The sequence below is a fragment of the Streptomyces sp. NPDC057136 genome (assembly GCF_042670885.1).
Lineage (GTDB): Bacteria > Actinomycetota > Actinomycetes > Streptomycetales > Streptomycetaceae > Streptomyces.
Window position 1 is genome coordinate 325,159 of the sequence record NZ_JBHUUV010000004.1, and the last position, 25,301, is coordinate 350,459.

The 25,301-nt window shown below is 69.4% G+C and carries 18 protein-coding genes and 5 pseudogenes; 19 read left to right on the forward strand and 4 right to left on the reverse strand.

What is annotated here, in order from left to right:
- Positions 1 to 53 precede the first annotated feature (53 nt).
- The 7 genes from ACFT7S_RS07815 to ACFT7S_RS07845 all read left to right on the forward strand — a co-directional run bounded on the left by ACFT7S_RS07815 (position 54) and on the right by ACFT7S_RS07845 (position 9,523).
- Positions 54 to 3,437: a S8 family serine peptidase gene (locus ACFT7S_RS07815; RefSeq protein ID WP_382728414.1), complete on the forward strand. Its 3,384-nt coding sequence runs from the start codon at positions 54 to 56 to the stop codon at positions 3,435 to 3,437.
- Between the two features lie 191 nt (positions 3,438 to 3,628).
- Positions 3,629 to 4,195, forward strand: coding sequence for a SigE family RNA polymerase sigma factor (locus ACFT7S_RS07820; RefSeq protein WP_382728417.1), 567 nt, complete (start codon positions 3,629 to 3,631; stop codon positions 4,193 to 4,195).
- A 2-nt stretch (positions 4,196 to 4,197) separates the two neighbouring features.
- On the forward strand, positions 4,198 to 5,073 hold the full coding sequence (locus ACFT7S_RS07825; protein WP_382728419.1) for a hypothetical protein: 876 nt from the start codon (positions 4,198 to 4,200) through the stop codon (positions 5,071 to 5,073).
- Between the two features lie 76 nt (positions 5,074 to 5,149).
- Positions 5,150 to 6,103 (forward strand): hypothetical protein, encoded by a 954-nt coding sequence (locus tag ACFT7S_RS07830; protein WP_382728421.1) that lies wholly within the window; start codon positions 5,150 to 5,152, stop codon positions 6,101 to 6,103.
- Entirely contained in the window at positions 6,100 to 7,602 is a 1,503-nt protein-coding gene (locus tag ACFT7S_RS07835; RefSeq protein WP_382728424.1) for a peptidoglycan-binding protein, read from the forward strand. Before ACFT7S_RS07830 ends, ACFT7S_RS07835 begins: the two co-directional genes overlap by 4 nt.
- Positions 7,599 to 8,285, forward strand: a complete 687-nt coding sequence (locus ACFT7S_RS07840) for an ABC transporter ATP-binding protein (RefSeq protein WP_382728427.1) — start codon at positions 7,599 to 7,601, stop codon at positions 8,283 to 8,285. The genes ACFT7S_RS07835 and ACFT7S_RS07840 overlap by 4 nt, the downstream gene beginning before the upstream one ends.
- Positions 8,282 to 9,523, forward strand: a complete 1,242-nt coding sequence (locus ACFT7S_RS07845; RefSeq protein ID WP_382728430.1) for an ABC transporter permease — start codon at positions 8,282 to 8,284, stop codon at positions 9,521 to 9,523. Before ACFT7S_RS07840 ends, ACFT7S_RS07845 begins: the two co-directional genes overlap by 4 nt.
- A 45-nt stretch (positions 9,524 to 9,568) precedes the next feature.
- Here ACFT7S_RS07845 and ACFT7S_RS07850 read toward each other — a convergent pair.
- A pseudogene (locus ACFT7S_RS07850) lies at positions 9,569 to 9,910 on the reverse strand (ATP-binding protein); the annotation flags it as partial.
- Between the two features lie 55 nt (positions 9,911 to 9,965).
- Here ACFT7S_RS07850 and ACFT7S_RS07855 point away from each other — a divergent pair.
- On the forward strand, positions 9,966 to 10,493 hold the full coding sequence (locus ACFT7S_RS07855) for a hypothetical protein (protein WP_382728432.1): 528 nt from the start codon (positions 9,966 to 9,968) through the stop codon (positions 10,491 to 10,493).
- A gap of 542 nt (positions 10,494 to 11,035) precedes the next feature.
- Here the strand turns inward: ACFT7S_RS07855 and ACFT7S_RS07860 are convergent.
- Complete coding sequence (locus ACFT7S_RS07860; protein WP_382728434.1) at positions 11,036 to 11,260, reverse strand: hypothetical protein; 225 nt, start codon at positions 11,258 to 11,260, stop codon at positions 11,036 to 11,038.
- A gap of 168 nt (positions 11,261 to 11,428) precedes the next feature.
- Between ACFT7S_RS07860 and ACFT7S_RS07865 the strand changes: the two genes are divergently transcribed.
- Positions 11,429 to 12,112: a hypothetical protein gene (locus tag ACFT7S_RS07865; protein ID WP_382728437.1), complete on the forward strand. Its 684-nt coding sequence runs from the start codon at positions 11,429 to 11,431 to the stop codon at positions 12,110 to 12,112.
- Positions 12,113 to 12,123: 11 nt separating this feature from the next.
- Here the strand turns inward: ACFT7S_RS07865 and ACFT7S_RS07870 are convergent, their stop codons facing one another.
- Positions 12,124 to 14,217: a SpoIIE family protein phosphatase gene (locus ACFT7S_RS07870; protein ID WP_382728438.1), complete on the reverse strand. Its 2,094-nt coding sequence runs from the start codon at positions 14,215 to 14,217 to the stop codon at positions 12,124 to 12,126.
- Between the two features lie 666 nt (positions 14,218 to 14,883).
- A pseudogene (locus tag ACFT7S_RS07875) lies at positions 14,884 to 15,197 on the reverse strand (ISAzo13 family transposase); the annotation flags it as partial.
- 3 nt (positions 15,198 to 15,200) lie between these two features.
- Here ACFT7S_RS07875 and ACFT7S_RS07880 point away from each other — a divergent pair.
- The 10 genes and pseudogenes from ACFT7S_RS07880 to ACFT7S_RS07925 form a co-directional block, all read left to right on the forward strand.
- Positions 15,201 to 16,094 (forward strand): annotated as a pseudogene (locus ACFT7S_RS07880) (ISAzo13 family transposase); the annotation flags it as partial.
- Between the two features lie 767 nt (positions 16,095 to 16,861).
- Positions 16,862 to 18,376, forward strand: coding sequence for a hypothetical protein (locus ACFT7S_RS07885; protein WP_382728440.1), 1,515 nt, complete (start codon positions 16,862 to 16,864; stop codon positions 18,374 to 18,376).
- A 54-nt stretch (positions 18,377 to 18,430) separates the two neighbouring features.
- Positions 18,431 to 18,775, forward strand: a pseudogene (locus ACFT7S_RS07890) (ISAzo13 family transposase); the annotation flags it as partial.
- 547 nt (positions 18,776 to 19,322) lie between these two features.
- A complete protein-coding gene (locus tag ACFT7S_RS07895; protein ID WP_382728443.1) occupies positions 19,323 to 20,786 on the forward strand; it encodes a flavin-containing monooxygenase in 1,464 nt (487 codons plus the stop codon).
- Between the two features lie 199 nt (positions 20,787 to 20,985).
- Positions 20,986 to 21,406, forward strand: a pseudogene (locus ACFT7S_RS07900) (IS3 family transposase); the annotation flags it as partial.
- Between the two features lie 229 nt (positions 21,407 to 21,635).
- Positions 21,636 to 22,388: a formylglycine-generating enzyme family protein gene (locus ACFT7S_RS07905; RefSeq protein WP_382728446.1), complete on the forward strand. Its 753-nt coding sequence runs from the start codon at positions 21,636 to 21,638 to the stop codon at positions 22,386 to 22,388.
- Positions 22,389 to 22,478: 90 nt separating this feature from the next.
- On the forward strand, positions 22,479 to 23,267 hold the full coding sequence (locus ACFT7S_RS07910; RefSeq protein WP_382728449.1) for an IS3 family transposase: 789 nt from the start codon (positions 22,479 to 22,481) through the stop codon (positions 23,265 to 23,267).
- 157 nt (positions 23,268 to 23,424) lie between these two features.
- Complete coding sequence (locus ACFT7S_RS07915) at positions 23,425 to 23,616, forward strand: hypothetical protein (protein ID WP_382728451.1); 192 nt, start codon at positions 23,425 to 23,427, stop codon at positions 23,614 to 23,616.
- 377 nt (positions 23,617 to 23,993) lie between these two features.
- Positions 23,994 to 24,404 carry a nuclear transport factor 2 family protein gene (locus ACFT7S_RS07920; protein WP_382728454.1) on the forward strand — a complete coding sequence of 137 codons (411 nt, stop codon included), beginning with the start codon at positions 23,994 to 23,996 and terminating at the stop codon, positions 24,402 to 24,404.
- Positions 24,404 to 25,252: an NmrA family NAD(P)-binding protein gene (locus ACFT7S_RS07925; protein WP_382728457.1), complete on the forward strand. Its 849-nt coding sequence runs from the start codon at positions 24,404 to 24,406 to the stop codon at positions 25,250 to 25,252. The genes ACFT7S_RS07920 and ACFT7S_RS07925 overlap by 1 nt, the downstream gene beginning before the upstream one ends.
- Positions 25,253 to 25,301: the final 49 nt, after the last annotated feature.

Consider the following 25,301-nt stretch of genomic DNA (forward strand, 5'->3'; position numbering starts at 1 on the left):
CGCAGTTGCATATGCGTGGAAGACGAAGGCGTGTGTTCGCGGCGGTGGGAGTGGTGTCCGCCGCGGTTCTGTTGGGTGGACTGCCGGGCGGGGTGGCCGGCGCCGCGTCCCTCGACGGAGCGTTGGGCGGGACCTTCGGGGCCGTGGCGCAGGGGGCGGGCGGTGCCGAGGCGGGGAAGGCCGTGAAGACGGTGACGCTGGTCACCGGCGACCGGGTTCTGGTGGACGCCGTCGGCGCGGTCACGCGAATAGAGCGGGCCGAGGGGCGCGAGGGCATGACGTTCTCGGTCCGGAAGATCGACGGGCATACGCATGTGGTGCCCGGTGACGCGCAGTTGCTGTTGGCGCGGGGCAAGCTGGACGCGCGGCTGTTCGACGTGACCCAGCTGGTGGAGTACGGCTATGACGACGCGGGCCGGTCCGACCTGCCGCTGATCGTCACGTTCCAGGGCCAAAAGGCTCCCGCGATGAGCGCGTTCTCCGGGGCCGGGACACGGCTCGGCCGGGCGCTGCCCACCGTCAACGGCAAGGCGATGCGCATCCGCAAGAACAGCGGCACCGCGTTCTGGGACACCGTCACCGGCTCCGGCGGCGCCCGGAGTACGGCGGACTCGGCCGCCGCGCAGGCGGTGGAGAAGGTGTGGCTGGACGGCAGGCGCACGGCGAGCCTCGACCAGAGCGTCAAGCAGATCGGCGCGCCGACCGCCTGGCAGACCGGGTTCGACGGGAAGGGCGTCAAGGTCGCCGTGCTGGACACCGGCGTCGACCAGACCCACCCCGACCTCGCGGGCCAGGAGATCGCGGAGAAGAACTTCTCCGCGTCCGCCGACAACGTCGACCGGGTCGGCCACGGCACCCATGTGGCGTCGACGGTGGCCGGCACGGGGGCCAAGTCCGGCGGCAAGTACAAGGGGGTCGCGCCCGGCGCGAGGATCCTGGACGGCAAGGTCCTGGACGACAGTGGCAGCGGCAGCGACTCCGAGATCATGGCGGGCATGGAGTGGGCGGTGGCGCAGGGCGCCGACATCGTCAACCTCAGCCTCGGCGGCTTCGACAATCCAGGCGTCGACCCGCTGGAGGAAACCGTCAACCGGCTCTCCGCCGAGTCGGACACCCTGTTCGTCATCGCCTCCGGGAACGAGGGCGAGTACGGGGAGAAGACGGTCGGCTCGCCGGGCAGCGCCGAATCCGCGCTGACCGTCGGCGCGGTGGACAAGTCCGACCAGCTCGCCAAGTTCTCCAGCCGCGGCCCGCGTTCCGGCGACGGCGGGGTCAAGCCCGACCTGACCGCGCCGGGCGTCGCCATCACGGCCGCCGCGGCAGCGGACAGTACGCTGGTGAGGGACTTCCCCTCCGGCATACCCGGCTACCTCACCATCAGCGGCACGTCCATGGCGACCCCGCATGTCGCCGGGGCCGCCGCCATCCTGGCCCAACAGCACCCGGGCTGGGACGGGGAGCGGATCAAGGCGGTGCTGACCGGCTCCACGAAGCCGGGCGCGTACAGCTCGTACCAGCAGGGCACCGGCCGCACCGACGTGGCGCGGGCGATCGGGCAGAGCGTCATCACGGAGCAGGGCCCGATCGGCTTCGGTCTGCAGCAGTGGCCGCACGCCGACGACAAGCCGGTGACGAAGAAGCTGACGTACCGCAACCTCGGGACGCAGCCCGTCACCCTGAAGCTGTCTGTGGACGCCCTGGCGGTGGACGGGAAACCGGCCCCCCAGGGCATGTTCGGCCTCTCGACCGATCAGCTCACCGTCCCCGCGGGCGGCACAGCGACGGCCGACGTCACGGCGGACACCCGCGTCGGTACGGCCGACGGCTCGTTCGGCGGTGCGGTGACCGCCACGTCGGCGGACGGCAAGGTCAAGGTGCGCACCGCCGTCGGCGTGGAGCGCGAGATCGAGTCGTACGACCTGACGCTCACCCACCTCGACGAGGACGGCAAGCCGACCGGCGACGCGGCCACCCAGGTCACGGGCTTCGACAACGACTTCGCCGGCGAGTTCTCCGACGCGGAGGACGGCACGGTCACGGTGCGGCTACCCAAGGGCGACTACTCGATCAGCGGCGTCATCCACCCCGCCTACACCTCCGCCAGGCACGCCGTGCTGATGCAGCCCAAGCTGCGCCTGGACCGGGACACGAAGGTCAGCATCGACGCGCGCAAGGCCAAGCCGGTGAAGGTCACCCTGCCGGACACCGCCGCCGTGAACACCAGCGCGACGGTCGTGGTCGGCTTCGACCGGGCCGCCGGGCTTCCCGGTGCCTCCCTGCAGTACCTGGTTCCGAACTTCGCGAGCCTGCGCGTCGGGCAGCTCGGCGCGCAACTGCCCGCGGACCAGGCGTTCGCCCAGTACTCGGGCACCTGGAGGCGGGAGACCAAGGGCCGGCCGGCCGTGAACTACCGGCTGGCCTGGGACCGCACGGGTTCGCTGGGCGGCTTCACGACCAAGGTCAAGAAGGAACAGCTCGCCAAGGTCGCCTTCGAGGCCGGGGCACCCGTCAAGGGCAGGGTCGCGGAGGCCGACGCCGTGCCTGCCACCCGTGACGGCGGGACGGCCCCGAGCTTCAGCGTCCCGGAGACGAAACTGCCGCTGCGCACCACCGACTACGTCCTCGCCAACGGCATCAAGTGGACGTACACCATGTTCCAGCTGGCCACGGCCGAGGACGGCTCCAAGTCCTGGGACACCCTGCTGGTCGCAAGGCCCCGAACCTATGGGGCGGGCAAGAACTACAGCGAGCGGTTCAACACCGGCGTCTTCGGTCCGATGCTGTGGGCGAGCGACGCGCTGCCGAGCAAGGGCAACCCCGGCGCCGAGCGGCACGGCAACGTCATCGAGGCCTTCCTGCCGCTGTTCGGCGACGGCTCCGGGCACTGGGGTGTGAGCGACCACACCGTGCTGGAGAGCTTGCTGCGGGCCGACGGCAAGGAGATCCCCAGCGACTTCTCGCCGACCGATGGCACCGCCTCGTACGCCGTTCCGGCGGGGGACAGCGCGTACGAGCTGACCCTGGACGCCTCGCGTGCCGCCTCCGTCTCGCCGCTCAGCTCCCGCGTCACGGCGAAGTGGACCTTCCGTTCCGCTCAGACCTCCGAGAACAAGTCGACCGCGCTCCCGCTGTCGACGGTCCGTTTCTCCCCCGAGCTGAGCCTGTCCGGCAGGGCGAAGGCGGCGGCGGGCCGGACGTTCGACGTGCCCTTCACCGTCGAAGGCGCCGCCCACGGCCGGCAGCTCAAGAAGCTCGCCTTCCAGGTGTCGTACGACGAGGGCAGGACCTGGAAGACGGTCAAGGCCGTCGACGGCAAGCGGCTGTCGCTGAAGCACCCGGCGGGTGCCCGCAGTGTCTCGCTCCGGGCCAAGCTGACGGACCGGGCCGGAAACACGCTGGTCCAGACGATCCAACGCGCCTACCTCATCGGCCGGTAGCCGGGCAGACAGGCAGGCGGGCATGCGGTGGGGCCGCCCGAAAAAGTTTTTCGGATCTCTGACAACCTGACGGGCGGCCCGTCCCGTTCAGAATGCATGACGCACTTCTCACCGCTCGGCTCCGGGCCCGTGACTGCCGGATTCCCCATGATCCCGGCGTGCTGCGTTCCCACGACCGGTGGAGGTGGACTGTGAGCCTGTTCGAGCCAAGACCGGCGCCGCACCCGTCGGACGACGAGAACATCACGTTCGACGAGTTCGCGCGCAGCCGCCAGGCGCAGCTTCGCAGGGCGGCCTACCTGCTGTGCGGCGACTGGCACTTGGCCGAGGACCTCACGCAGACCTCGCTGGCGAAGCTGTACGCGGTGTGGCGCCGGGTGCGGCGGACGGATTCCCCGGACGCCTACGCCCGCAAGGTGCTGTACCGGACCTTCGTGGACGAGACGCGACGGCGCCGCTGGTGGGAGCGGCCGGGGGCGTACGAGTACGACGTGGTCGCCCCCGCGCAGGACCCGGAGCTGCGGCTGACGCTGCTGGACGCGCTGCGGCAGGTGCCCGCGCGCAGCCGGGCCGTCCTGGTCCTGCGGTTCTGGGAGGACCAGAGCGTGGAGGAGACCGCGGCGGCGCTGGGATGCAGCACCGGCACGGTGAAGTCCCAGACCTCGCGGGGACTGGCGGCACTGCGCCGCATCCTGGGCGACACGCCCCTGGCGGCGGCGGCGTCGCACCGTAGTGGCTATCTGACGGCGGAGTGGTGAGCATGACGGACGAGAGCAACGTGGGCGGAGGCGTCGGCGGCCACGGCGGAAGCCGCGGCGGTCACGGCGGTCGTGGAAGCCGCGATGGCCAAGGCGGCGGCATCGGCGCCGAGGCAGGATTCGCCGAGGCGCTGGGCGGGCTGAGCGTCGGGGCGGAGCCGCCGATGCCGGATCTGGTGCCGGGCGCGATCAGGAAGGGCGTCCGGATCCGCCGCCGTCGCAGGATCGCCGTGGCGGCGGGCTCCGCCGCGATGGTGGCGACGCTGATGGGCGGAGGGGTCGCTGTCACCCAGGCGTTCCTGGCCGACGGCCGCGCTGCGCCGCCGGCCGCGACGGTGCCGGCGGTCCGGTATCCGTCCCTGAAGCTGTTGCGTTCGATCGTCCCGGCCGAGACCGGCACGGTCCAGTCGTCGAATCCGGCCGCGCCGCGCGTTCAGGGCCGCTACTTCCGGCTGACCTCGGACAAGGGCGCGGCCGACCTGTATGTGGCCATCAGGCGGACGGTGACACAGACGCCGGTGCTCTCGCCCACTGAGGGGGCGACATGCGCCAACAGCGGCAGGCGCACGGTCGTCTCAGTGTGGATGCTTTTCAGCACCTTCTGCGAGACGGTGCCCGCGGCTTCGGGGGGCCACCTCATGTCGTACCAGGTGATGGGCTCCGACGGATCGTCGTCGGCACCGACCGGAACCCCAAGGCCCTCGGACGCCCTCGGTGTGTCGTATCTGACGCCTGAAGGCTGGACGGTCGAGGTGATCGCGGGCGATCTGAACAAGGACGGCTTGTCGGTACCTGAAGCGGTGCCGTCAAAGGCCGAGTTGTCTGCGATCGCCACCGACTCCCGGCTGTTCGGCGCGGTCACGGCGTCCGGCTCGTAGGAGGGCCGGGGCGGCAGGCCCTGCGAAAACATCCCTGACCCACTTCATCATTTCCTTCTGAAAGCAGAGAGATGGCATGACCATGCCCAAAATGCTCCGTAACTCGCTGACCGCCACCTTGGCGGTGGGACTGCTGCCCCTGCTCGCCGCCTGCGGCGGCTCGAGTGACACAGGCGGCTCGGGAGCGTCGGCGAAGGCCTCGGCGACGTCCGGTGGCGAGAAGGCGAAGCGCCAGGCGAACGGCGACCTCGCCGTTCCGGCGGACGCGGACCCGGAGACCAAAAAGGAGTACCTCATGCAGAACGCCATCGCCGCCTGCATGAAGAAGAAGGGCTTCACGTACACGCCGCACGTCGACAGCGCGGGCTCCGGCGAGCAGGACGAGGCAATCAGCGGAGCCGACTACGCGCTGGCCAAGGAGTACCGGAAGAAGTACGGATTCGGTCTGTACGCGGGCGCCGTCTACCCCGACGACCCGAAGGCACCGAACAGCAAGGCGAGCCAGAAGGACCAGGAGAGCCCCAACAGCCGGTACGTCGCCCAGCTCACCCCCGCCCAGCAGAAGGCCTACACGCAGGCGATGGGCCAGTACGCGATCGACGGTGCGAACTCCGGGCTGACCGCCGGCTGTATGAAGGACGCCCAGGCCAAGGTGTACGGCTCCGCCAAGAGCGCCGCCGAGCAGCAGAAGGAGGACGCCGCCGAGGCGGAGAAGAACCGCCAGGCGGGACTGGCGCTCAACGGTGACGCGGAGCTGGTGCGGCTTGCCCAGTCGTACGCCTCCTGCCTCCGCAAGGAGGGCATCACGGTGACCACGACCCAGCCCACCGGCATCGCGGACGACGTCCTGTTCGGCCAGAGCAGCAAGATGCCCCAGCAGGGCACGGCGGACATGACCAAAAGCAAGGCCCTGCCGCTGCTCACCAACGAGATCAGCGTCGCGTTGAAGGACCTGGAGTGCGGAAAGGACTTCCGGGCGGCGTACTTTCCCAAGCTCATGGAGCACCCCTACGCCGGCGGCAAGGGATGAGGCTCGTCCGCGGCAGCAACCGCAACAAGCTGGGAGCGCTGGTCTGCACGGTCGTCCTGGTCGGTGCGGGCGGCTGGTTCGCCGGCACGCACGTGAAGTCTCCGGCCGATGTCGCCGCTGAACACCAGGCTCCGGACGCCGGGCCGGTGACCGTGGCGGTCGAGCGGCGCACCCTCACCGCGACCGTGGTGGCGACGGGCTCGCTGGAGTTCGGCTCGCCCCAGGCGCTCTCCCTGGCGGGCTCGGTCGGTTCCGGGACGACGGGAAGCGCGGACGGCACCGCGGGGGAGACGGCTGAGCAACGGGTCACCAAGGCGCCGACCGCCGGGGCGAAGCTGAAGGAGGGCGACGTACTGATGACGGTGAGCGGCCGTCCGGTGCTGGTGCTCAGCGGATCGGTGCCGATGTACCGCACGATCGCGCCGGGCACCTCCGGGGACGACGTGACGCAGCTTCAGCAGGCCCTGCGGCGGCTCGGCTTCGACCCCGGCTCGATCAGCGGCACCTTCCGCCAGGGAACCGCGTCGGCCGTCACCCGCTGGTACAAGAGCAAGGGGTACGAGGCGCAGCAGCCGAGCACGGCGGACCAGCAGCGGCTGGGGGAGCTTCAGCAGGCGGTGTTCGCCGCGCAGGAGGCACTCCTGACCGCGAAGGGCGGGAGCGGTGGCACCGACGCCGACGCCGAGGCCACGTCCTCGTCGGACGACGGCACGCAGACCACCGAAGTCCAGAAGCTGCGGCTCAAGGCCGCGCAGCAGGGGCTGGACACGGCGAACGCCGCGCTCAGCGCGTTCCAGACCACGTACGGGACGAGGGTCCCGGTCGGCGAGACCCTGTTCCTTCCGAAACTGCCCGTACGGCTGGACAAGGTGACGGTGCGGGCGGGAGACACGCCGTCCGGCCAGATCGGTACGGTGACCAGCTCCGACCTCGTCGTCCAGGCGGTCGTTCCGGGTGCGGACGCCACGCTGCTGCGGCAGGGCATGACGGTGGAGGTGCAGGCGCCGGACGGCAAGAAGGCGAAGGGCACGGTGGCCGCGCTCGGCGACGACGCGGCGCAGGCGTCGACGGGCGACGGCGAAAAGGGCGGCGAGCAGGGCTCGGACTCCGGCGGCGACACCTCCGGCTCCGGCTCGTCCAGCGCCGATTCGTCCGACGCCGATTCCTCCGGCTCCGGCTCGGAGACCTCGGGAGCGGGCGATCCGTCCGCCCCGGTGCAGCTGCGCATCGCGGTGCCGGATCCGGGAGCGCTGGCCGGGCAGGCCGGTGCCTCGGTGACGGTGACCATCAAGGTCGGCGCCTCGGACGGCGCCGTACTGGCCGTACCGATCGCCGCGATCCACACCGCCGCGGACGGCAAGGCCCGGGTGCGGGTGCAGCGCGACGGCAAAACGGTGGACGTGCCCATAACGGTCGGGCTGTCGGCGGCCGGCCTCGTCGAGGTGAAGCCGGCCGGTGGCAGGCTGGCCAAGGGCGACCAGGTCGTGGTGGGCGAATGACCGTCATCGAACTGGCCGACGTGACGCGGATCTTCGACTCCGATCCGCCGGTGCACGCCCTGCGCGGAGTGAACCTGACGGTACGGCGCGGCGAGCACCTGTCGATCGTCGGACCGTCCGGCTCCGGGAAGTCGACCCTGCTCAACACGCTCGGCCTGCTGGACCGGCCGAGCTCCGGGTCGTACCGGCTGGACGGAGTGGAGACCACCGGCCTCGGCGATCTCGAACGCACCTCGCTGCGCGGCAGCCGCATCGGTTTCGTCTTCCAGTCCTTCCACCTCCTCCCGTACCGGACGGTGGACGAGAACGTGATGCTGGCCGAGACGTACCGCAGGCCCCGCCGCGGGCGCGGACGCGGCAGTCGGCTCGCCCGCGCCCGGGAGGCGCTGGACCGGGTGGGACTCGGGCACCGCTCCGGCTTCCGGCCCGACCGGCTCTCCGGCGGCGAGCGCCAGCGGGTGGCCATCGCCCGTGCGCTGATGAGCGACCCCGCGCTGCTGCTCTGCGACGAGCCCACCGGCAACCTGGACAGCGAGAACACCCTCTCCGTGCTGGAACTCTTCGACGAACTGTGCGCGCAGGGCATGACCCTGGTGGTGATCACCCACGACGAGTCCGTCAGCCGCCGGGCCAACAGGCGCGTAAGGATCACCGACGGCCGGCTCACCCAGGAGACCGTATGAGAGCGGCAACGGCGAAGGGGATCGACCGTCCCTGGATGGACCCCCGGGACCTGTGGACGGAGGCGCTGGCCGGCGTACTGGCCCGCCCGGTCCGTTCGGCCCTGACCACCCTCGGCACGGTGCTGGGCATCACCACGCTGGTCATCACCATCGGCGTCGCGTCCACCGCGGGCAACCAGATCGTCGGCCGGTTCGACGCGCTCACCGCCACCTCGGTCAGCGTGGTGGTACCGGCGGCGCCGCCCGGCGCGGACACCGGCCCGCTGGTCGGCTGGTCCGGGCCCGACGCCGTAGCACGGCTGGCCGGAGTGACCTCGGTGGCCGCCGTCGCCGACTCCGAGGCGACCGCCAACGTCCAGGTGAGGGCGAACGACGTGGTGTCCCCGGGGGACACCTCCGCCCAGAGCCTCGCGGTGGTCGCCGCTTCCCCGAGCCTCCCGGCCGCCGTACGGGGGAAGATGACCGCCGGCCGCTTCTACGACACCGGCAACATCGCCCGCCACGACCGGGTGGCGGTGCTCGGCGACCAGGCGGCCCGGCTGCTCGGCATCCGCCGGGTGGACGACGGTCCGGCGGTCTTCCTCTCCGGACAGTCCTACACCGTGATCGGAATCCTCGGTGGCATCCAGCGCGAGCAGCGCCTGTCCACGGCGGTGATCCTGCCGCCCACCACGGCGGCGGACCGGCTGGATCTGAGCCAGGTGACCCGGGTCCTGGTGAACACCTCCCTCGGCGCTGCCCAGCAGGTGGCCAGGCAGGCCCCGATCGCCCTGGCCCCAAGCCATCCGGACGCCTTGACGGTCCTGGCCCCGCCCGACCTCTCCAAGGCGCGCCACGGCGTGCAGAGCGACGTCAACGGGCTCTTCCTCGTCCTCGGCCTGGTCTCGCTGGTGGTGGGTGCCATAGGTATCGCCAACGTGACCCTGGTGACGGTGATGGAACGCGTCGGTGAGATCGGCCTGCGCCGCGCGCTGGGGGCCTCCCGCCGGCAGGTGGCCGGACAGTTCCTGCTGGAGTCCACGACCATCGGTCTGCTCGGCGGCGTCATAGGCGCGGCCCTGGGAATCACCGTCGTGGTCTGTGTGGCGGTCGCCAAGGAGTGGACCCCGGTCCTGGATCTGAACCTGGCCCTGGGCGCCCCGGTCGCCGGAGCCGTCGTAGGCCTCCTGGCCGGCCTATATCCGTCACTCCGCGCTGCCCGCCTGGAACCGGTGGACGCGCTGCGCGCACCGTCCTGACGAGTGGCAGCCTCCGTATCAGTCGAGGTCAAGCAGGGCGAGGCCGTCGAAGGTGCGGGCGCGACGCATGTGGGGAGCGGTGCCACTGGCGTCGGAGACTTCGCAGATGAGGTTTCGGTCGTGGATCAGACGCAGACGTATGGGTGGGTCGCCGTATCGGATGGCGTTGGTGACGAGTTCGCTGACGACCAGCTCGGTGACGAAGCTGGCGTCGACCAGTCCCCAGGTCTCCAGTTGGACGACGGCATCCTTTCGGGCTTGGGCGACGGCGACGGGTTCCGCGGGTATCTCCCAGGTGGCGACGCGGTCGGTGTCCAATGCCTTGGTGCGGGCGATGAGTAGGGCGATGTCGTCGGCCGGGCGGCCGGGCAGCAGGCCGGCGAGAACGTCTGTGGATCATTGTCGCGGGCATGGCGGCGGGCGTTCGTCTCAGCACTATCGGGTGAGCATCAACTGGCCCTTTCAAAGAAACGACCGGGCACGGGGCATCGACGACCGCGCCGTGGTTCCCCAGGCGCCAGCCAAGTCGATCAGCGCGAGTCACCGCTTCGACCGCGACGAACTTGATACCGACCAGCACCACCGCACCGTCCTCGCGCTCACCGAGCAGATCGGCGCCCAGCTCAGGGACACCAAGGAAGTCACCCGAGCACTCACTCTGACCGTCACCCATGCCGACCGGAGCCAGACCACCCGCACCCGCAAGCTGGCCGAACCCACCGCACACACCCTCGACCTCGCCGCGACCGGACGCGAACTCCTCACACTCCTTGCCCTGGAGCGAGCGCGCGTGCGCGCCATCTCCCTCCGCGCCGAGCAACTCACGCCGGCCGAGACCGCCACCCACCAGCTCACCTTCGACACCCGGGACGACAGAGCCCGCGACCTCGAAGCCGCCCTCGACCGCGCCCGCACCCGATACGGCTCCGGCATCGCCGGAGCCGCGGCTGCCTACCGCCGCGCCGACTGAACCCACACGGTCACCGCCAACCAGTAGGCACCGCCAGAACCGGCCCGCCGCTCACAGCCGGTCACCAGACAGAAGAGGAGCCGCCCCCGAGAGGCGACTCCTCCTTCAACCCGTGGGGCGCTTGACCCCAACCGTGCGCCTAGGGAGCGACCTCGTCCTTCACGACGCTGTCGCCGTCCGCGGTGAGCCTCCAGCGGAGCTTGGTGGCGACCAGTCGGAGGCATGGACACACTGAGCGGACGCGGCCGGCGGCAGCCACTGCGCCGGGTCCTTGTCACTCTTGCTGCGATTGGACTATGCCCGAACTGAGAAAACACCTCGGCCAGCCGACAGTTGACGATCACGGACGCCTCAACACCCCAACCGAAACAGCGAGATTAGCGCACGATCTGACACGGATGTTCCTCAGACCCCGTTGCGGAGCGGACTGACACGACGGGCGCGATCCGGGCGGTCCCGACACGGTCGGCGTACACGCGGTGCGCCGTGCAGCCGCCGGGGCTCGCGCCCGGCGAGGTCGGCGCACTGCTCCAGCACGGGCGTCAGGGGCCGATGACCTTGTGCAAAGCGAGGGCGCTGGATCCGAATCCGATCAGTCCGGCGAGCAGTGCGCCCGCTGCGTTTCCGCTGATGAAGTAGGTGAGCACCCCTGGGATGGCTCCGATGATCGCGGCCATCACGAAGACAACGGCGGCGTGGGTACTCAGTAACGGCTCATCGGCCGGCGGGCGCGGCGTAGGCACGGGGTCCGGAGAGACGGTGGTCATGCCGGCTCCTTCTCGCGGCCGGTGCGCACGGTGCACGCATATCGGGGCATCCCGCGCAGCGCCGAGAGGAACATCGGAACGAAGATCGGCGCTGTTGAAGCCGGATAAGCTCCCGCTCCCCATAACCGGGATCAAGAAAAGGGCCCATCAGCGGCGTACGGAGCGAACGTGGCAGAGCACCAGACAGCAGTCAATCCGGTCGTCACCCCGGCGGCGCCGGTCCGGCCGGACGCGTACGACGCCGCGACCCGAGCCGCCCTGGACCACATCGACGACCAGGCCCTGAAAGTCGTTGCGGACAAACGGCCGGCCAACACCCGCCGCGGCTACGCCCAGGACTGGGCGAGCTGGACGCAGTTCTGCGCCGAGAGCGGCGTACCGCTGCTCGCCGTCACCCCGGGCACACTGGTGATGTTCACCGAGTGGCTGTGGAACCGGCCCGGATGGAAGAAGGGGACGTACACCGCGCCCTCCACCATCGACCGGCGGATCACCGGCACAGTCGTCACCGCCCGCAGCGAGCACGGCGTGAAGCCGGAGGACGGCGTCGCACGCCTCGCCCGCAACCGGCTCAAGCAGCTGGTCAAGGAGATGGAGACCAACGGCGAGCAGCGAGGCCGAGGCCAGGCCCCACCGCTGCTCGTCGACCACCTCACCGCCATCAGCCCGCCTGCCCCGACAACCTCATGGGCATCCGCGACCGGGCCATGGTCCTCATGCACTTCGCCGTGCCTGGCGAACGTAGGTCTCGGCGGCCTCGTCGTTCGGGACCGGCGGAGGATCAAGGTAGCCGATGCTTGCTGCGGCGGTGCCACGCCGCGCGGATGGCCAGTGCCGCACCGGCCAGACTGACCGGGAACTCATTAACCATCACTCGGGCTCGCCCCGGCCGGATGCGGTGATGACCGGCCTACCTGGGCGAGGACGATCACTGTGTCGTCAGTGGGCGCGGACGGCAGCATGTTCGCCAGGATGTCCTCCGCTGTCGCTTCCAGTCCCCCTGCGGCACGGGCGAGTTGGGATCGGAGCGCCTCGATGCCCTCGCTGATGTCCCCACCCGCTTCGACGAGACCGTCGGTGTACAGGGCCAGCGTCGCGCTCTCCTGGAGTTCGATCTCGGTCGTGCGGAACGGGAAGCCGCCGACGCCGAGGGGAACCCCGAGGACCTCGTCGATGATCTCGACCGTGCCGTCGGGCTGCCGGACCAGAGGTGGGGGGTGGCCCGCGTTCGCGATGCGGGCTTCGCCGGTCGCCGGGTCGTAGCGGATGTAGAGGCAGGTCGCCAGCTCGATCCCGGCTTCCTGTGCGCACACGTCGAGTTCCTTGAGAACGGCGTTCGGTTCCAGGTTCTGGCGGGCCAGGGCCTTGGCGGTGATGCGCAGTCTGCCCATCGCCGCGGCCGCCGGCACGCCGTGTCCCACCACGTCGCCCACGACGAGCGCCACCCGGCCGTTTGGCAGCTCGATTGCGTCGTACCAGTCGCCTCCGACCTCGCTGATGTGGCTGCCGGGCAGGTACCTGTGGGCGATCCGCACACATGGGCCGGCCGTCAGGGCGGTGGGGAGCAGGGCGCGTTGGAGGGTGAGTGCGATGTCCTGGACGCGGCTGTAGAGGCGGGCGTTGTCCAGACAGAGCGCGGCGCGGGAGGCGAGTTCGCCGGCCAGGCTGAGGTCTTGTTCGGTGAAGATGGGGCGGGCGGCGGAGCGGCCGAACATGGCGATGCCCTGCACCGTGCCCCGCGCGATGAGGGGGGCGAGGAGCAGACTGGTCAGGCCGCTCTCGAGAAGCAGTCGGGCGCGGGCCTGGTGGATGACGGTGCGTGTCATGAACTCGTCGTTGACCGGGACGCACACGGGGCCGCCCGTGCGGATCATCTCGTGGATCGTGGAGCCCGGCGGGTAGGTGATCCTCGCCAGGCCGCTCACGAGCTCGGTGGCGGGAGGGGGCAGGCTGGTTCCGGAGGCGATCCGGCGGGTGATCAGCGGAGCAGCCGGGTCGAACACCTCACGCTCGTCCGCCCACTCCACGACCTCGACGACCGACGCGTCGGAGAAGTCCGGAACGGCCGCGTCGACCAGCTCACGGGCGGTGACGTTCACGTCCAGGGTGGTGCCGATCCGGGCGGAGGCCCGGTCGAGGAGAGCCAGGCGTTGCCGCGCGGCGGTTGCTTCCACGATCGCCTGCTCGCGATCGGTGACGTCCACGAGCAGCCCGCCCAGTCCCGGCCGCGTGTCGCCGGCCTGGCTCAGGGGGAAGAAGCTCACGGAACGTACCTGGTCACGGTCGGGGTGTCCGGGGGTGCGGAGGCCGACCAGGGCGCTCACGACGGGCCGGCCCTCGTCGGCGACGGCGCGCAGCAGTCGCCGGTACTCGCCGCCGTCCGAGGTGATCATGATGTCGGTCATAGGCCGCCCGATGTGGTCCTGGATCGGGATGCCGTCCATGTCGGCGAGGGCCTGGTTGAGGTGGACGTAACGCAGGTCCTTGTCGAGCATGACGAGGCCGATGGGGCACGTCTCGAAGAGCGCGTCGAGGAAGGCGAGGTTGGTCTTCACCCGGTCGAGTTCGTCGCCCCTGCTGGCCAGGCCCACGATGACGGAACGGCCGTGCTCGCCCGTCACGGGAAAGACCCGGAAGCCACAGTCGAAGACGGTTCCGTCCCGGTGCAGGGCCGGCATCCTCACCCGCCAGTAGCCCAGGGTCCGGCCGCGCTCCGCGAGTCGCTCGGCCGCGCTCGTACCGTCCTGCGGGGCTGCGGGAAAGAGGGCGGCGGCGGGCCTGGACAGGACGTCCGCGGCCGCGTACCCGAAGAGTCGCTGCGCGCCCGGCCCCCAGTAGCAGATCCGATCGTGGTCATCGATGCCCAGCACGGCCACGGCCACATGCTCCAGCAGGGTGCCCGGCTCCGACCACAGCGGACCAGGAGCATGCTCTTCCCCCGGCCGGTCGGATGACACCAGGCCCCCTTTTCAGGCGCGCACGAACCGACCGCGCGCACTCAGTCGCCGGTGGACGGGGCTCTCAAGGCAATTCTGCCCGCCCCGCGCCGTTCGTACATGTCGGCCACCCGGGTGCCTAACGGCCGAAGCACCGCTGTATGGCCAGCCAGCACCACTTCGCGCCACACCGGGCAGAGGCGGTTCTCTCGGACAGGAACTGGACGTGAGGCGAGCTGATGGATCTTTGTGCAGCTCAGCGCCGGTTTCGTCGACGCTACAACAGATGCGGCGGTATCGCTGGTTCAGGTGAAGCGCCGGCGGCAGCCGGGCCGCCGGAGCCGCCGTTTGGTCGGCCACAGAAGGAGCCGGCGCCGCGGGCGCCGCTGGTGCGGGTCATGCCGGTTGCGGGCTTGGCGGACAGGACGCTGGTCCCTTTTGCGAGCCCCCGCACTGTCGCCCCGAGCCCACCGAGGTCAGCTCTGGCCGGCCTTCAAAGTGAGCGCGTGGGCGGCGTCGATTGATCAGCGGCTGGCCTTTACGGCAAGGCGTCGCAGTGCGGTGTGGGCAGGTGGGCTCGCCTCGCCGGGGCGCCCGCGGGCGCCAGCCTCTCAGGCTGCAGTGTTATCGCAGTACAACCGCCGCACTGTCAGTTCGATCAGCACCGGCTGGCCACCGACCGGAGAATCAGCCAGCCGACGCATAGTTCCATCCGCCATGGAATACATGCCGGGTCAGCCGCAGTGCCGCCATCTCCGCATCACCAATACGAACCCCGGTGGGATAGGTGTTGGTGTCGAGGGCGCCCTCACGCGCAACCCGGTGCGGGTAGTGGTCGCGGCGATGGACTGGACGATGACTTCGTGGCTCGTCAGCGGGCGACCGCGCCAGTTCATGGTGATGTGGGAGAAGAGCGGGTGCTCGATCTTGTTCCACTTCGACGTTCCCGGAGGCAGGTGGAACACGGTGATTGTGAGACCGGTTTCTGCGGCAAGCCCGGCGGGGGCGATCCGATGTCGCCGCTGCGGTGGACGACCAGGTCGCTGCGGTCTCTGGCCGGGGAGCTGGCGCGGCAGGGGCACGCCGCTTCAGCGCCGACCGTGGGGAGGCTGCTGCGGGAGAACGGTTTCAGTCTGCAGGCCAACGCCAAGACCCTTGAGGGCGCTTAGCACCCCGACCGGGACGCGCAGTTCCGGTACATCAACGACCAGGTCAAGGATCATCGGGCGGACGGCGAGCCGGTGGTCAGTGTGGACACGAAAAAGAAGGAGATCGTCGGGGAGTTCAAGAACGCGGGACGTCAATGGAGGCCGGCCGGTGAACCCGTGCGGGTCGACGTCCATGACTTCCCCGGTGACGCGCTGGGCAAGGCCCTGCCCTAAGGCATCTACGACCTGGCGGCGGGCACCGGCTGGGTGAACGTCGGCACCGATCACGACACCGCCACCTTCGCGGTCGAGTCGATCCGCCGTTGGTGGCAGGCGCGTGGGTGCCTCGACTACCCGCAGGCCACCCGGCTGCTGATCACCGCGGACGCGGGCGGCTCCAACGGATACCGCACCCGGGCCTTCAAGACCGAACTGGCTACGTTCGCAGCCCGGACCGGCCTGGCCGTCACGGTCTGCCACATGCCGCCGGGCACATCGAAGTGGAACAAGGTGGAACACCGGCTGTTCTCCGCGATCACGATGAACTGGCGCGGCAGACCGCTGAACAGTCACGAGGTCGTCGTGCAGTCCATCGCGGCGACCACCACCCGCACCGGCCTCACCGTCCACGCCGAACTCGACACCGGCACCTACCCCACCGGCGTGAAGATCAGCGACACCGAGCTAAACGCAGTGCCGGTCACCGGCCACGCCTTCCACGGCGAATGGAACTACACCATCCACCCCCGCCCCGCCGCCCCGGCGGACCCCACCGGGCCAACCCCCGGGCCGGTGCTGGCCTTCGACCACGATGTTCTGGCACATCCCGCCCTGACTGGCATGACCCGCATCGCACTGAGCGAGCTGACCGAGACCCTGACCGCCGGCTGGCAAGCGCTGCAGAAACCGGACGCCACCAAACGACGCGACGGCGGTGAACGGCGCCGGGCCCCAGGCGGCGGCCGTAAAGCCAAACTGGACCTGGCCGACCGGGTCCTGGCCACCGTGCTGCAACAAAACCTCGCCCTGCCGCCCACCGTGCTGGCCCACCTCTTCGCCGTCAGCAAGGACACCATCCGCCACACCACCAGCGAGATCCGACGGCTGATGGACCAGCACGCACACACGCCCCGGCCACCAGCAGCACACCTCAACACCCTGGCAGGACTCCTCGTCCACGCCACCGCACACGGCGCGATCCTCAAGACAGAGAGCAAACCAACGTGTTGATTCTTTACGGACCCTTAGCTCGCCGACGGCTCGGTCGTCTTGCTTGTCGGATACGTTCATTTATCGGTCATGCCGCGGGAGTACCCCCGCGAGGCGGGCAGTAACGGCCGCGTGCAGAACACTTGCCGTCATTCGCCCGGCGGCAGCAGGGGCCCCGGGCCAAGATCCAGGTCCGTCGCTGACTTTGATCTGTGCGGGTTGCAACCGCGAGTCCGCGTCAGGAGTCCTAGCCTGCGATGCAAAGAAATAGACGTCAACATCGTGCTCTCGGTGCCCTGGGGATCGTCATGGGTACCGCGTTCGGTGCTCTGCTCGGACCGGTGGCGGTACCGGCCGCGGCGGACGAGGAGCGGGGCGCGGTCACCCTCGACGGCCCGCAGCACACCCGCTTCCTGGCGGAACGGCACAGCGCGGAAGAAAAGTGGTCGGGCGATCAGGCATTCGGCTTCGCGGTGGGGATCCGCCGTGCGGCCTTGGCCGGTCACGGTCGGGTCAGGGTGCGGATCGATATCGGGCGGCTGGCCGGCGTAGCTGCCGTCGGTCACCTCAGTAAGGCCTGTCACCGCGAGAAGACGCAGGTCAACTGCTTGTACGAGGTGGGTGAGCGGGGGAGCGCGGGCGGCGCGACGAAGTCGGTGACACCGTTCCATTTGCGTGCGGCCAAGGGCAGCGAGAGCGGCGACCGGGGGCGAGTGACCATCGCCGCGGACGCTGGCAAGTCCGGGCCGGCGTCCGGTTCCACCGTCGCCCGCCGTACGACCGACGTAGTCGTCGGAGTCCCCCGACTCACGGTGCGTAAGCAGGACATCAGGCAGGGCGCCGGTGAGCAGCGACCGAAGCCCGGCGGCACGATGCCCTTTAATCTCGCCGTACGGAACGACGGGAACGTACGGGCCGAAAACGGCTTCGGTATAAGCGTCGAATCGGGCGAGGGCGTCAAGATGAGCCGCACCCGAACGTACCGGAACTGCGGCAGCTACGAAGACCTCTACCCCTCGTCCGTGCAATGCGAATTCGGGCGCGAATTGCGCCCGCAGGAAACTGTTTCCCTGGACCACCCGCTCCTTTTCCGGATACCGAAGCGGGTGCTCTACAGCAACTTCTCCTATTCGGCGTTTGCAATCGGCGGACCGGATGACCCCGACCTGAACCCCGGCAGTTCACAGAAGAAGCACTGGGCGCACTATGAGGATTGGCGAGCCGGGCACGACACGGACCCGGCCCTCGGGGTGCGGGAGACGGGCGTAACCGGCCGTTTCCAGGAGCACCCCGACGACATGGTCGCGGTCGACACCCACCTCGACCTCGCGGCCGTCGGCGCAGCCGTCCACGGAGCGGAGGGCGAGACCGTGGATGTCGGGATCGGCGTCCGGAAGCGCTGGCCGGACGGCACCAAGGCGGATGTCACCAACCACGTGGAGTACGGTCTGCGGTTCACCGCCCCCGAGGGCACGACGGTGGTCGGCGTCCCGATGGACGAGGGCGAAGCACTCTGCTCGACGAATGGCCGGCAGGTCTCCTGCCCCTGGGGGGTGGAGGACGAGGACATCAGGCTGCGGATCGACCGGAAGGTGCCGGGCGCTGCGGGCCGCCTGGAAGTCATCCACGGCGACGCCTACTCCGCGCACGACAGGGTGCGGGCGAACGACAGCCTCGCCATACCCCTCCGGGTCGCGGGCATCACGCCCGCCCTGCGCGCCCAACGCCTCGCCTCGGCCGCCTTCCCCTACGCCATCCCCGCGGCCCTTCTCCTCATCGTGACCGTGGCCCACCACATCATCCGCCGCCGGAAGCGGACCTAAGAGCTCGCAGATCATCAAGGTGTTGCTTCTCGTCCTTGGCTTCGTTGGTGTGGTATGCGCATCCCGGACGAGACTCGTGCCCACCTTGCTGTGAAGTTCGCGGTGTTGTTTCCGCATCTGGACGAGCGGCAGCGGCGGCTTTTGATGGCCGCGGAGGCACGTGGGCTCGGGCACGGAGGCATTCGGGCCGTTGCGCGGGCGGCCGCGGCGAGCGAGACGACGGTCCGTAAGGGTGTGTCCGAACTCGAGGCCGGAGAAGATCCGTTGGGGCGGGTGGGGCGACAGGGCGGGGGCCCTGAGCGAGTCGCCGATGTCGACCGCGGGCTGCGGCCTGCGCTGCTGGCTCGTGATGATCCTCATCGCAGGTTCGACGACCTGTTCACGGTAGGCACCACGCGCTACCGCTACCGGGGCGCAGCAATCCCGACTCCCTGGCCGACCGAGGGATGAGGGCAAGCCACCACGAAGCCTTCGGGGCTTGTGGAGAGCCGGGTGCGGTGCCAAGTCGCATGCCCGGTTCGGGAAGCGGCTCCGGGGAAACGGGCCGGTCGAAAGACCGGAACCGCGCCCCGGGCCGACTTCACCAGTGCACCGCGTCCATGTACGACAACTCGACTGTCCGTTGACAGCGAAGTCAATCGGCCGGACGGCGCTGACCTGCATCGACTGGATTGGGGGTGGCAAAGCAACGCAGGGGTCGAGGTCTCCGGGCGTCGCCGACTGCCGCAGGGACAACTGGACATGGAGTCCCCGTTCCTGACGCACCGTGATGCGCGCGGTCGTCTCCGTCTGTGGGCGTTGACCGCGTACGTCGTGTCCTGGGGTGTTGCCGTGCTCGTTCAGCTTCTGACGCCTCAGGTATCGGAGGGCGCCCTGGGCATGGAGGTCCGCAACCGGGATGATGAGCGAGCTGGACACGGCGATCGCCCATGGGGAGTGACAGTTGATGAGAGCGTGTGTGGTCGGGGCCGGCCCCGGGGGAATCGTCACCGCCAAGGTGCTGCTGGAGAACGGCTTCGACGTCACGGTCTTCGACAAGTACCAGCAGGTCGGCGGGATCTGGTCATCAGAGGGTTGCTACGACGGGCTGGCCAACCAGTCCGCGCTCCGCCTCTTCGAGTTCGCGGACCTGCCCAACCGCTTGCACTTCGCCAGCGCGGTGGACACGCAACGCTACCTGGAGAACTACGCCGAGACCTTCGGTGTACTGGACCGCGTCCGGCCCGGTACCGAGGTGATCTCCATCCGGCCGGTGGAGGGGCCCGGGCGGGTAGGCGCCTCCGGCTGGTCGGTCGACTCCCGGCCCGCCGGGGACAAGGCGGCGGACGTTCATCGCGAGACATTCGACTATGTCGTTGTCGCCAGTGGGGCTCATCATCATGCCCAACTGCCCGAGCTGCCCGGGCGTGAGTTGTTCCCTGGGACCGTGCTGCACTCCAACGAGGTGCGGGCCGGGACATTCGCCGGGCGGCGCGTGGTCGTCGTGGGCGGCGGCAAGTCCGCATTGGACCTGATCACCCGCGCCGCACGCGAGGCGGCCTCGGCCACGATCGTGCAGCGCAAGGTGAACTGGATGATCCCCGAGCGGTTTCTGCTCGGTCTTGTCGGCTACAAGTGGATCCTGTTCACCCGGCTCGGTGAGGCGCTCCTGCCCCGCTACCACGATCCGGCCTGCGTCCCTCCGATCGACCGCATCGACGAGCGGGTCAAGCGGGCTCTGTGGTGGCTCATCACCCGCGACATGCTGCTTTCCACCGGGCTGTACCGGCTGCCGAGGCAGCTGCGGCCCGCTCACGCGCTCCCCTTCCATCTGGCCCACGCGGGAGTGATGCCACGCGGCTACGCGCGGGCCGTCCGCCGCGGCCTGATCGCCCCCAAGGTCAGTGCCGTCGAGGCGTATACCGACAGGGGGCTGCGACTGGCGACCGGCGAGGAAGTGGCGGCGGATGTCATCGTGTTCGCCACGGGGCACCACAAAGTCTTCCCGTTCCTGGACCCGAGCGTGCGCGTGCACGATGCCGACGGGCGGCTGCGGCTCTACCGAGGCATCGTGCCACCCAGCGCCGACCAGCTGGGGTTCGTCGGTTTCCGGCAGGTCTTCAACAACATCATGGGCGTGGAACTCACCGCGCACTGGCTGACCAGCCATTTCCGGGCGACGCTGCGCACCACCCCGGACGAGCAGGAGATGCGGGAGGACACCGACGCTCGCCTGGCCTGGCAGGAGCAGGTACTGCCAGGCTCCGGCGGCTACGACTTCGGCCCCTACGACATCCACTGCGCGGACGAACTGCTGCACGACATGGGGTTGCCATCTCGCCGCGCCGGCAACCTGCTGGCCGAATACCTGCTTCCCGGCGGAGTGGCACACCGCTACGCGGGCCTGACTCGATCGAGTTCGGCGAAATGACTGCAGAGCATGAGCGGCCCGACGCTCGGCGAGCCCGGCTGACCTGCCGAGGAACGCCCACAAGTGTGGGATAACGGCGCCTGCGTCGGCTGAGTCGACTGGATTCGTTGTCAAATGCCTGGGTTGGATGGCAGAGGACATCGACGTGGTGAACCGTTCCGGGTTCAATGGAGACTCGATTCTTTGAGAGGATCGAGTCATGGCACGTCCCTCCCCATATCCCGCTGAGCTGCGACGTCGTGCGGTGCGCATGGTCGCCGAGGTGCGCCCCGACTACGCGAACGAGTGGGCCGCGATGAAGGCCGTCGCGAGCAAACTCGGTGTTGGTACAGCAGAGACGGTGCGCCAGTGGGTCCGCCGGGAGCAGATCGACTCCGGGACCCGGCTCGGGACGACAACGGAGGAATCCGCCCAGGTCAAGGCGCTGAAGAAGGAAGTCGCTGAGCTCAGGCGGGCGAACGGGATCCTCAAGGCGGCCTCGGCTTTCTTCGCGGCCGAGCTCGACCGGCCACATCTTCGCTCGTGACATTCGTTGACGAGTACCTGGACGCTTCGGCGGCGTCGAGCCGATCTGCTCCGTGCTGACCAGGCACGGCACCAGCATCGCCCCGTCCACCTACTAAGCGGCCAAGGCCCGCCCGCCCTCCGCGCGAACCGTTGTCGGCGTTCACCTGAAAATGCTCAGCCCGGTACGCGCGAACGTGCACAGCTCGCCATGTCGAAGCGCAGCCGGGGCGGCGGCCACAAGGTCCTGGTTCCAAAGTCGCTGTCGAGGCAGGCCTATCGGCCGATGATCACCCCGGCCACCGAGGTGATCATGAGGGCTAGCCGATCGAGTTGAGGAGAAACATGCATGTCGAGCAGGTGGACTGGGTTGAAGTCCCGTCCGGGTTGCTGCGTCGAGGTACGCCGATTGACGAGGTGGCGGAGGTGGCCCACCGCTATGCCGACACCGGGGTGCCGGTGGAGTGGTACCAAAAGGAAGCCCCGCGAGCAGAGATCCATCTCCCGGCATTTCGGATCGCCCGTACCCAGGTCACGGTCGGCCAGTGGGCACTCTTCGCGGCAGCCACCGGCCGGCCGATCCCGCAGGCACTGGCGGACCATCCGCTCATCGGGGTCACCTGGGATGCGGCGACGGCCTACTGCCAGTGGCTTGGGGAACAGCTCGGCGGCCTTGAGGTGCGGCTGCCCACGGAGGACGAATGGGAGCGCGCTGCCCGTGGCGACGACGGCCGGGAGTTCCCGTGGGGCGCGCAGTACCGCACCGGCCTGGCCAATCTGGTGGACCTGGGCATCGGCACCACGATGCCGGTCGGCTCGTTCCCAGAAGGCGCGAGCCCTTTCGGGGTGTTGGACATGGCCGGCAATGCCGACGAGTGGACCTCCACCCTCTACGCCCCCTATCCGGGTGCTCCCACCGAGGTGCCGGACACCGAGGACTGGGCATTCGATCCACACGTCACTCGAGGCGGGGCGTTCCGCCACGACCGGGATCTGGCCCGATGCGCCCGTCGACACGGCGCTTACGAGCAAGATCTGGCGGCGATCGGTGTGGGCTTTCGCCTGGCGGCACCGACCGAGCAGAACGGCACGCCGTAACGCGAGCACCGTATGACACGCGGCATCTCCTCAAACCTGTGCACGTTCGTCTGTACCGGCCGGTGCACATTCCGGTGTACGCCGACAACCGTGCGCGACGCGGAACTGAAGGCCCTGGTCCAAGAGGTGTTCGACGCCAATTACCGCGTCTACGGGGCCCGCAAGATCTGGCACCACCTGCGCCGGCACGGCCACCAGGTCGCCCGCTGCACCGTCGAACGGCTGATGCGCGAACTCGGCATCACCGGCGCCGTCCGCGGAAAGAGAGTCGTCACCACAGTCCAGGACCGGGCAGCCGATCGGGCCCCGGACCTGGTCGAGCACGACTTCGTCGCCGACGCCCCGAACCGGACCTGGGTCGCAGACTTCACCCACGTCGCAGCCTGGGCCGGCACCGTCTACGTCGCCTTCGTCGTCGACACGTTCTCCGGCCGCATCGTCGGCTGGTCCGCGGCCACCACCAAACACACCGAACTCGTCCTGGCCGCTGTCGAGATGGGACTGTGGCAGCGCGACCGCGAAGGCAACCGCCACCAGCCCGGCGAGCTGGTTCACCACAGCGATGCCGGCTCTCAATACACCTCGTTCGCCCTCGCCGAGCACCTGCACCAGGAGGGCATCGCGGCCTCCATCGGATCGGTCGGCGACGCCTACGGCAACGCACTGATGGAATCCACGATCGGCCTGTTCAAGACCGAACTGATCAGGCCCCGCAGGCCCTGGAGAACCCTGTCCGACGTCGAACTGGCCACCGCCGAGTGGGTCGACTGGTACAACCATCAACGCCTGCACGGTGAGATAGGCCACCTCCCACCCGCAGAATACGAAGCCAACTACCACCTGACCGACAAGAAACCCCAGGTCACAGTCAAGACCTAGAGTCTCCACCAGACCCGGAACGGTTCAGGGCGACGTGCGGCAAGGACCGCATCGGCACGGGCGGCGCGCTAGAGGAAGGCAGCTACCTCCAGGCCGGGAGCTACCGGCTCACCCTCACCAGCGGTGCGCTCACCCTCACCAAGAACGGCCAAACGGTATGGGCCAACGCTCTCCGCGGCGGCACACAACTCAGACTGCAGACCGACGCAACCTCGTCGTCTACGCCAAGGACGGCCACGCGAACTGGGCAGCCGGCACCAACAACAAGAACCCCGGCTGGCTCGTCCTCGGCACCGACGGATCCCTCCGCCTCTACCACGCCACAGGACAGCAGATCTGGGCCGCCTGACGACAACCCCCGCAGGACTCGCCGCTGTCGGTCACCTCGACAGGTCGGGTAGTCCGGGGCGTCTCAGCCCCGGGCTCCGGCGCCGATTCTGGAGCACACGCCGGAGCCGCGGCGCACGGCGCTGCTGACGTCGGTGGTGCGATGGTGCTGCCGACCTGCGAGCGGCGATCGCGGACAGTCGCACTCGACCTTGTTAAGTGGACTGGCAGTCCGTATGCTTCAGGTCATGCGGACTGTCAGTCCGTTTTCATTCGAGTGCCCTGCCGTGACGAGCCGCCATCACCGGAGATCGCTTTCTCGTGACGAGCGGCCCTACCCGACGGACCGGGGTCGCTGTGACTTCGAGCAGAACGGAAGCCTTGATCATGATTATCCCCATGACTGCTGCGGAGCTGTACCGCCACGGTCTGCAGCTGCTGCTGGAGAAGGACATCCCCACCTGGGTGGAACTGTGGGACGACAATGGCGTCCTGGAGTTCCCCTTCGCTCCCGAGGGCTGGCCCGTGCGCCTCGAAGGCAAGGCCGCGGTCGGCGACTACATGCGCCACTACCCCGACCACGTCGACGTGCACGACTTCCCTGACGTGAAGATCCACCAGTCCACCGTCCCCGAGACGGTCGTGGTGGAGATGCGCGGGGTCGGCCGCCTGGTGGAGACCGGCAGCCCCTTCGACATGACCTACATCGCCGTGGTCACGGTCAAGGACGGGCTCATTACCTCCTACCGCGACTACTGGAACCCCCTCGCCGTGTCCCGGCCCGGCGCCGACTTCGTAGGAGCGAACTGATGACTACCTCCAACGCCGCCCTGGTCATCGGGGCCACCGGCACCACCGGCCGCCGCGTCACCGCCGGCCTGATCGCCGTGGGCCACCGCGTCAAGGCCGCCGGCCGAACCGCGACCCCGGTGGAGGGTGCGGAGGCTGTCCGCTTCGACTGGAACGAGCCCGCGACCTGGGATGAGGCCCTGGACGGCGTCGATCGCGCCTACCTCATCCCGCCCATCGGCTCCTCCGACCCAGCCGCGGTCATGCTGCCCTTCCTCCGCCAGGCCCGTGCGGCAGACATGCGCCGCGTGGTGCTGCTCAGCTCTTCGGCGATCCCCGCGGGCGGTCCGGCGGTGGGCCGGGTGCACGCGGAACTGCCCGGCCTGTTCGAGCAGTGGGCGGTGCTGCGGCCTTCCTGGTTCATGCAGAACTTCACCGGCCTCACCCCCCACGCACGCAGCATCCGCGAGGACGGCGCCATCCTCACGGCCTCGGGAGACGGCCGCGTCGGGTTCATCGACGCGGAGGACATCGCCGCCGTCGCCGTACGCGCGCTGACCGATGAGAAGGCCCCCAACACCGACTTGGTCCTCACCGGGCCGCAGTCGCTGAGCTACGACGACGTCGCCGCGGTCATCACCGAGGTCACCGGCCGCCCCGTCGTCCACCAGCACCTGACTTTCGAGCAGCTGCGCGACCGCTGGGCGGCCGAGATACCGCTGGAGTTCGCCACCATGCTGGCCGGCATGGACCGCGCCATCGCCGGCGGCGCCGAGGACCGTACCTCGGACACCGTCGAGCGCCTCACCGGGTGCCCGCCGGGCACGTTCCGCGCCTTCGTCGAACGGGAGGTGTCGTGGAGCAGTTGATGTTCCGTGACGATCCGCCGTTCTGGTTCGAGACGCTGCGCAACCTCGG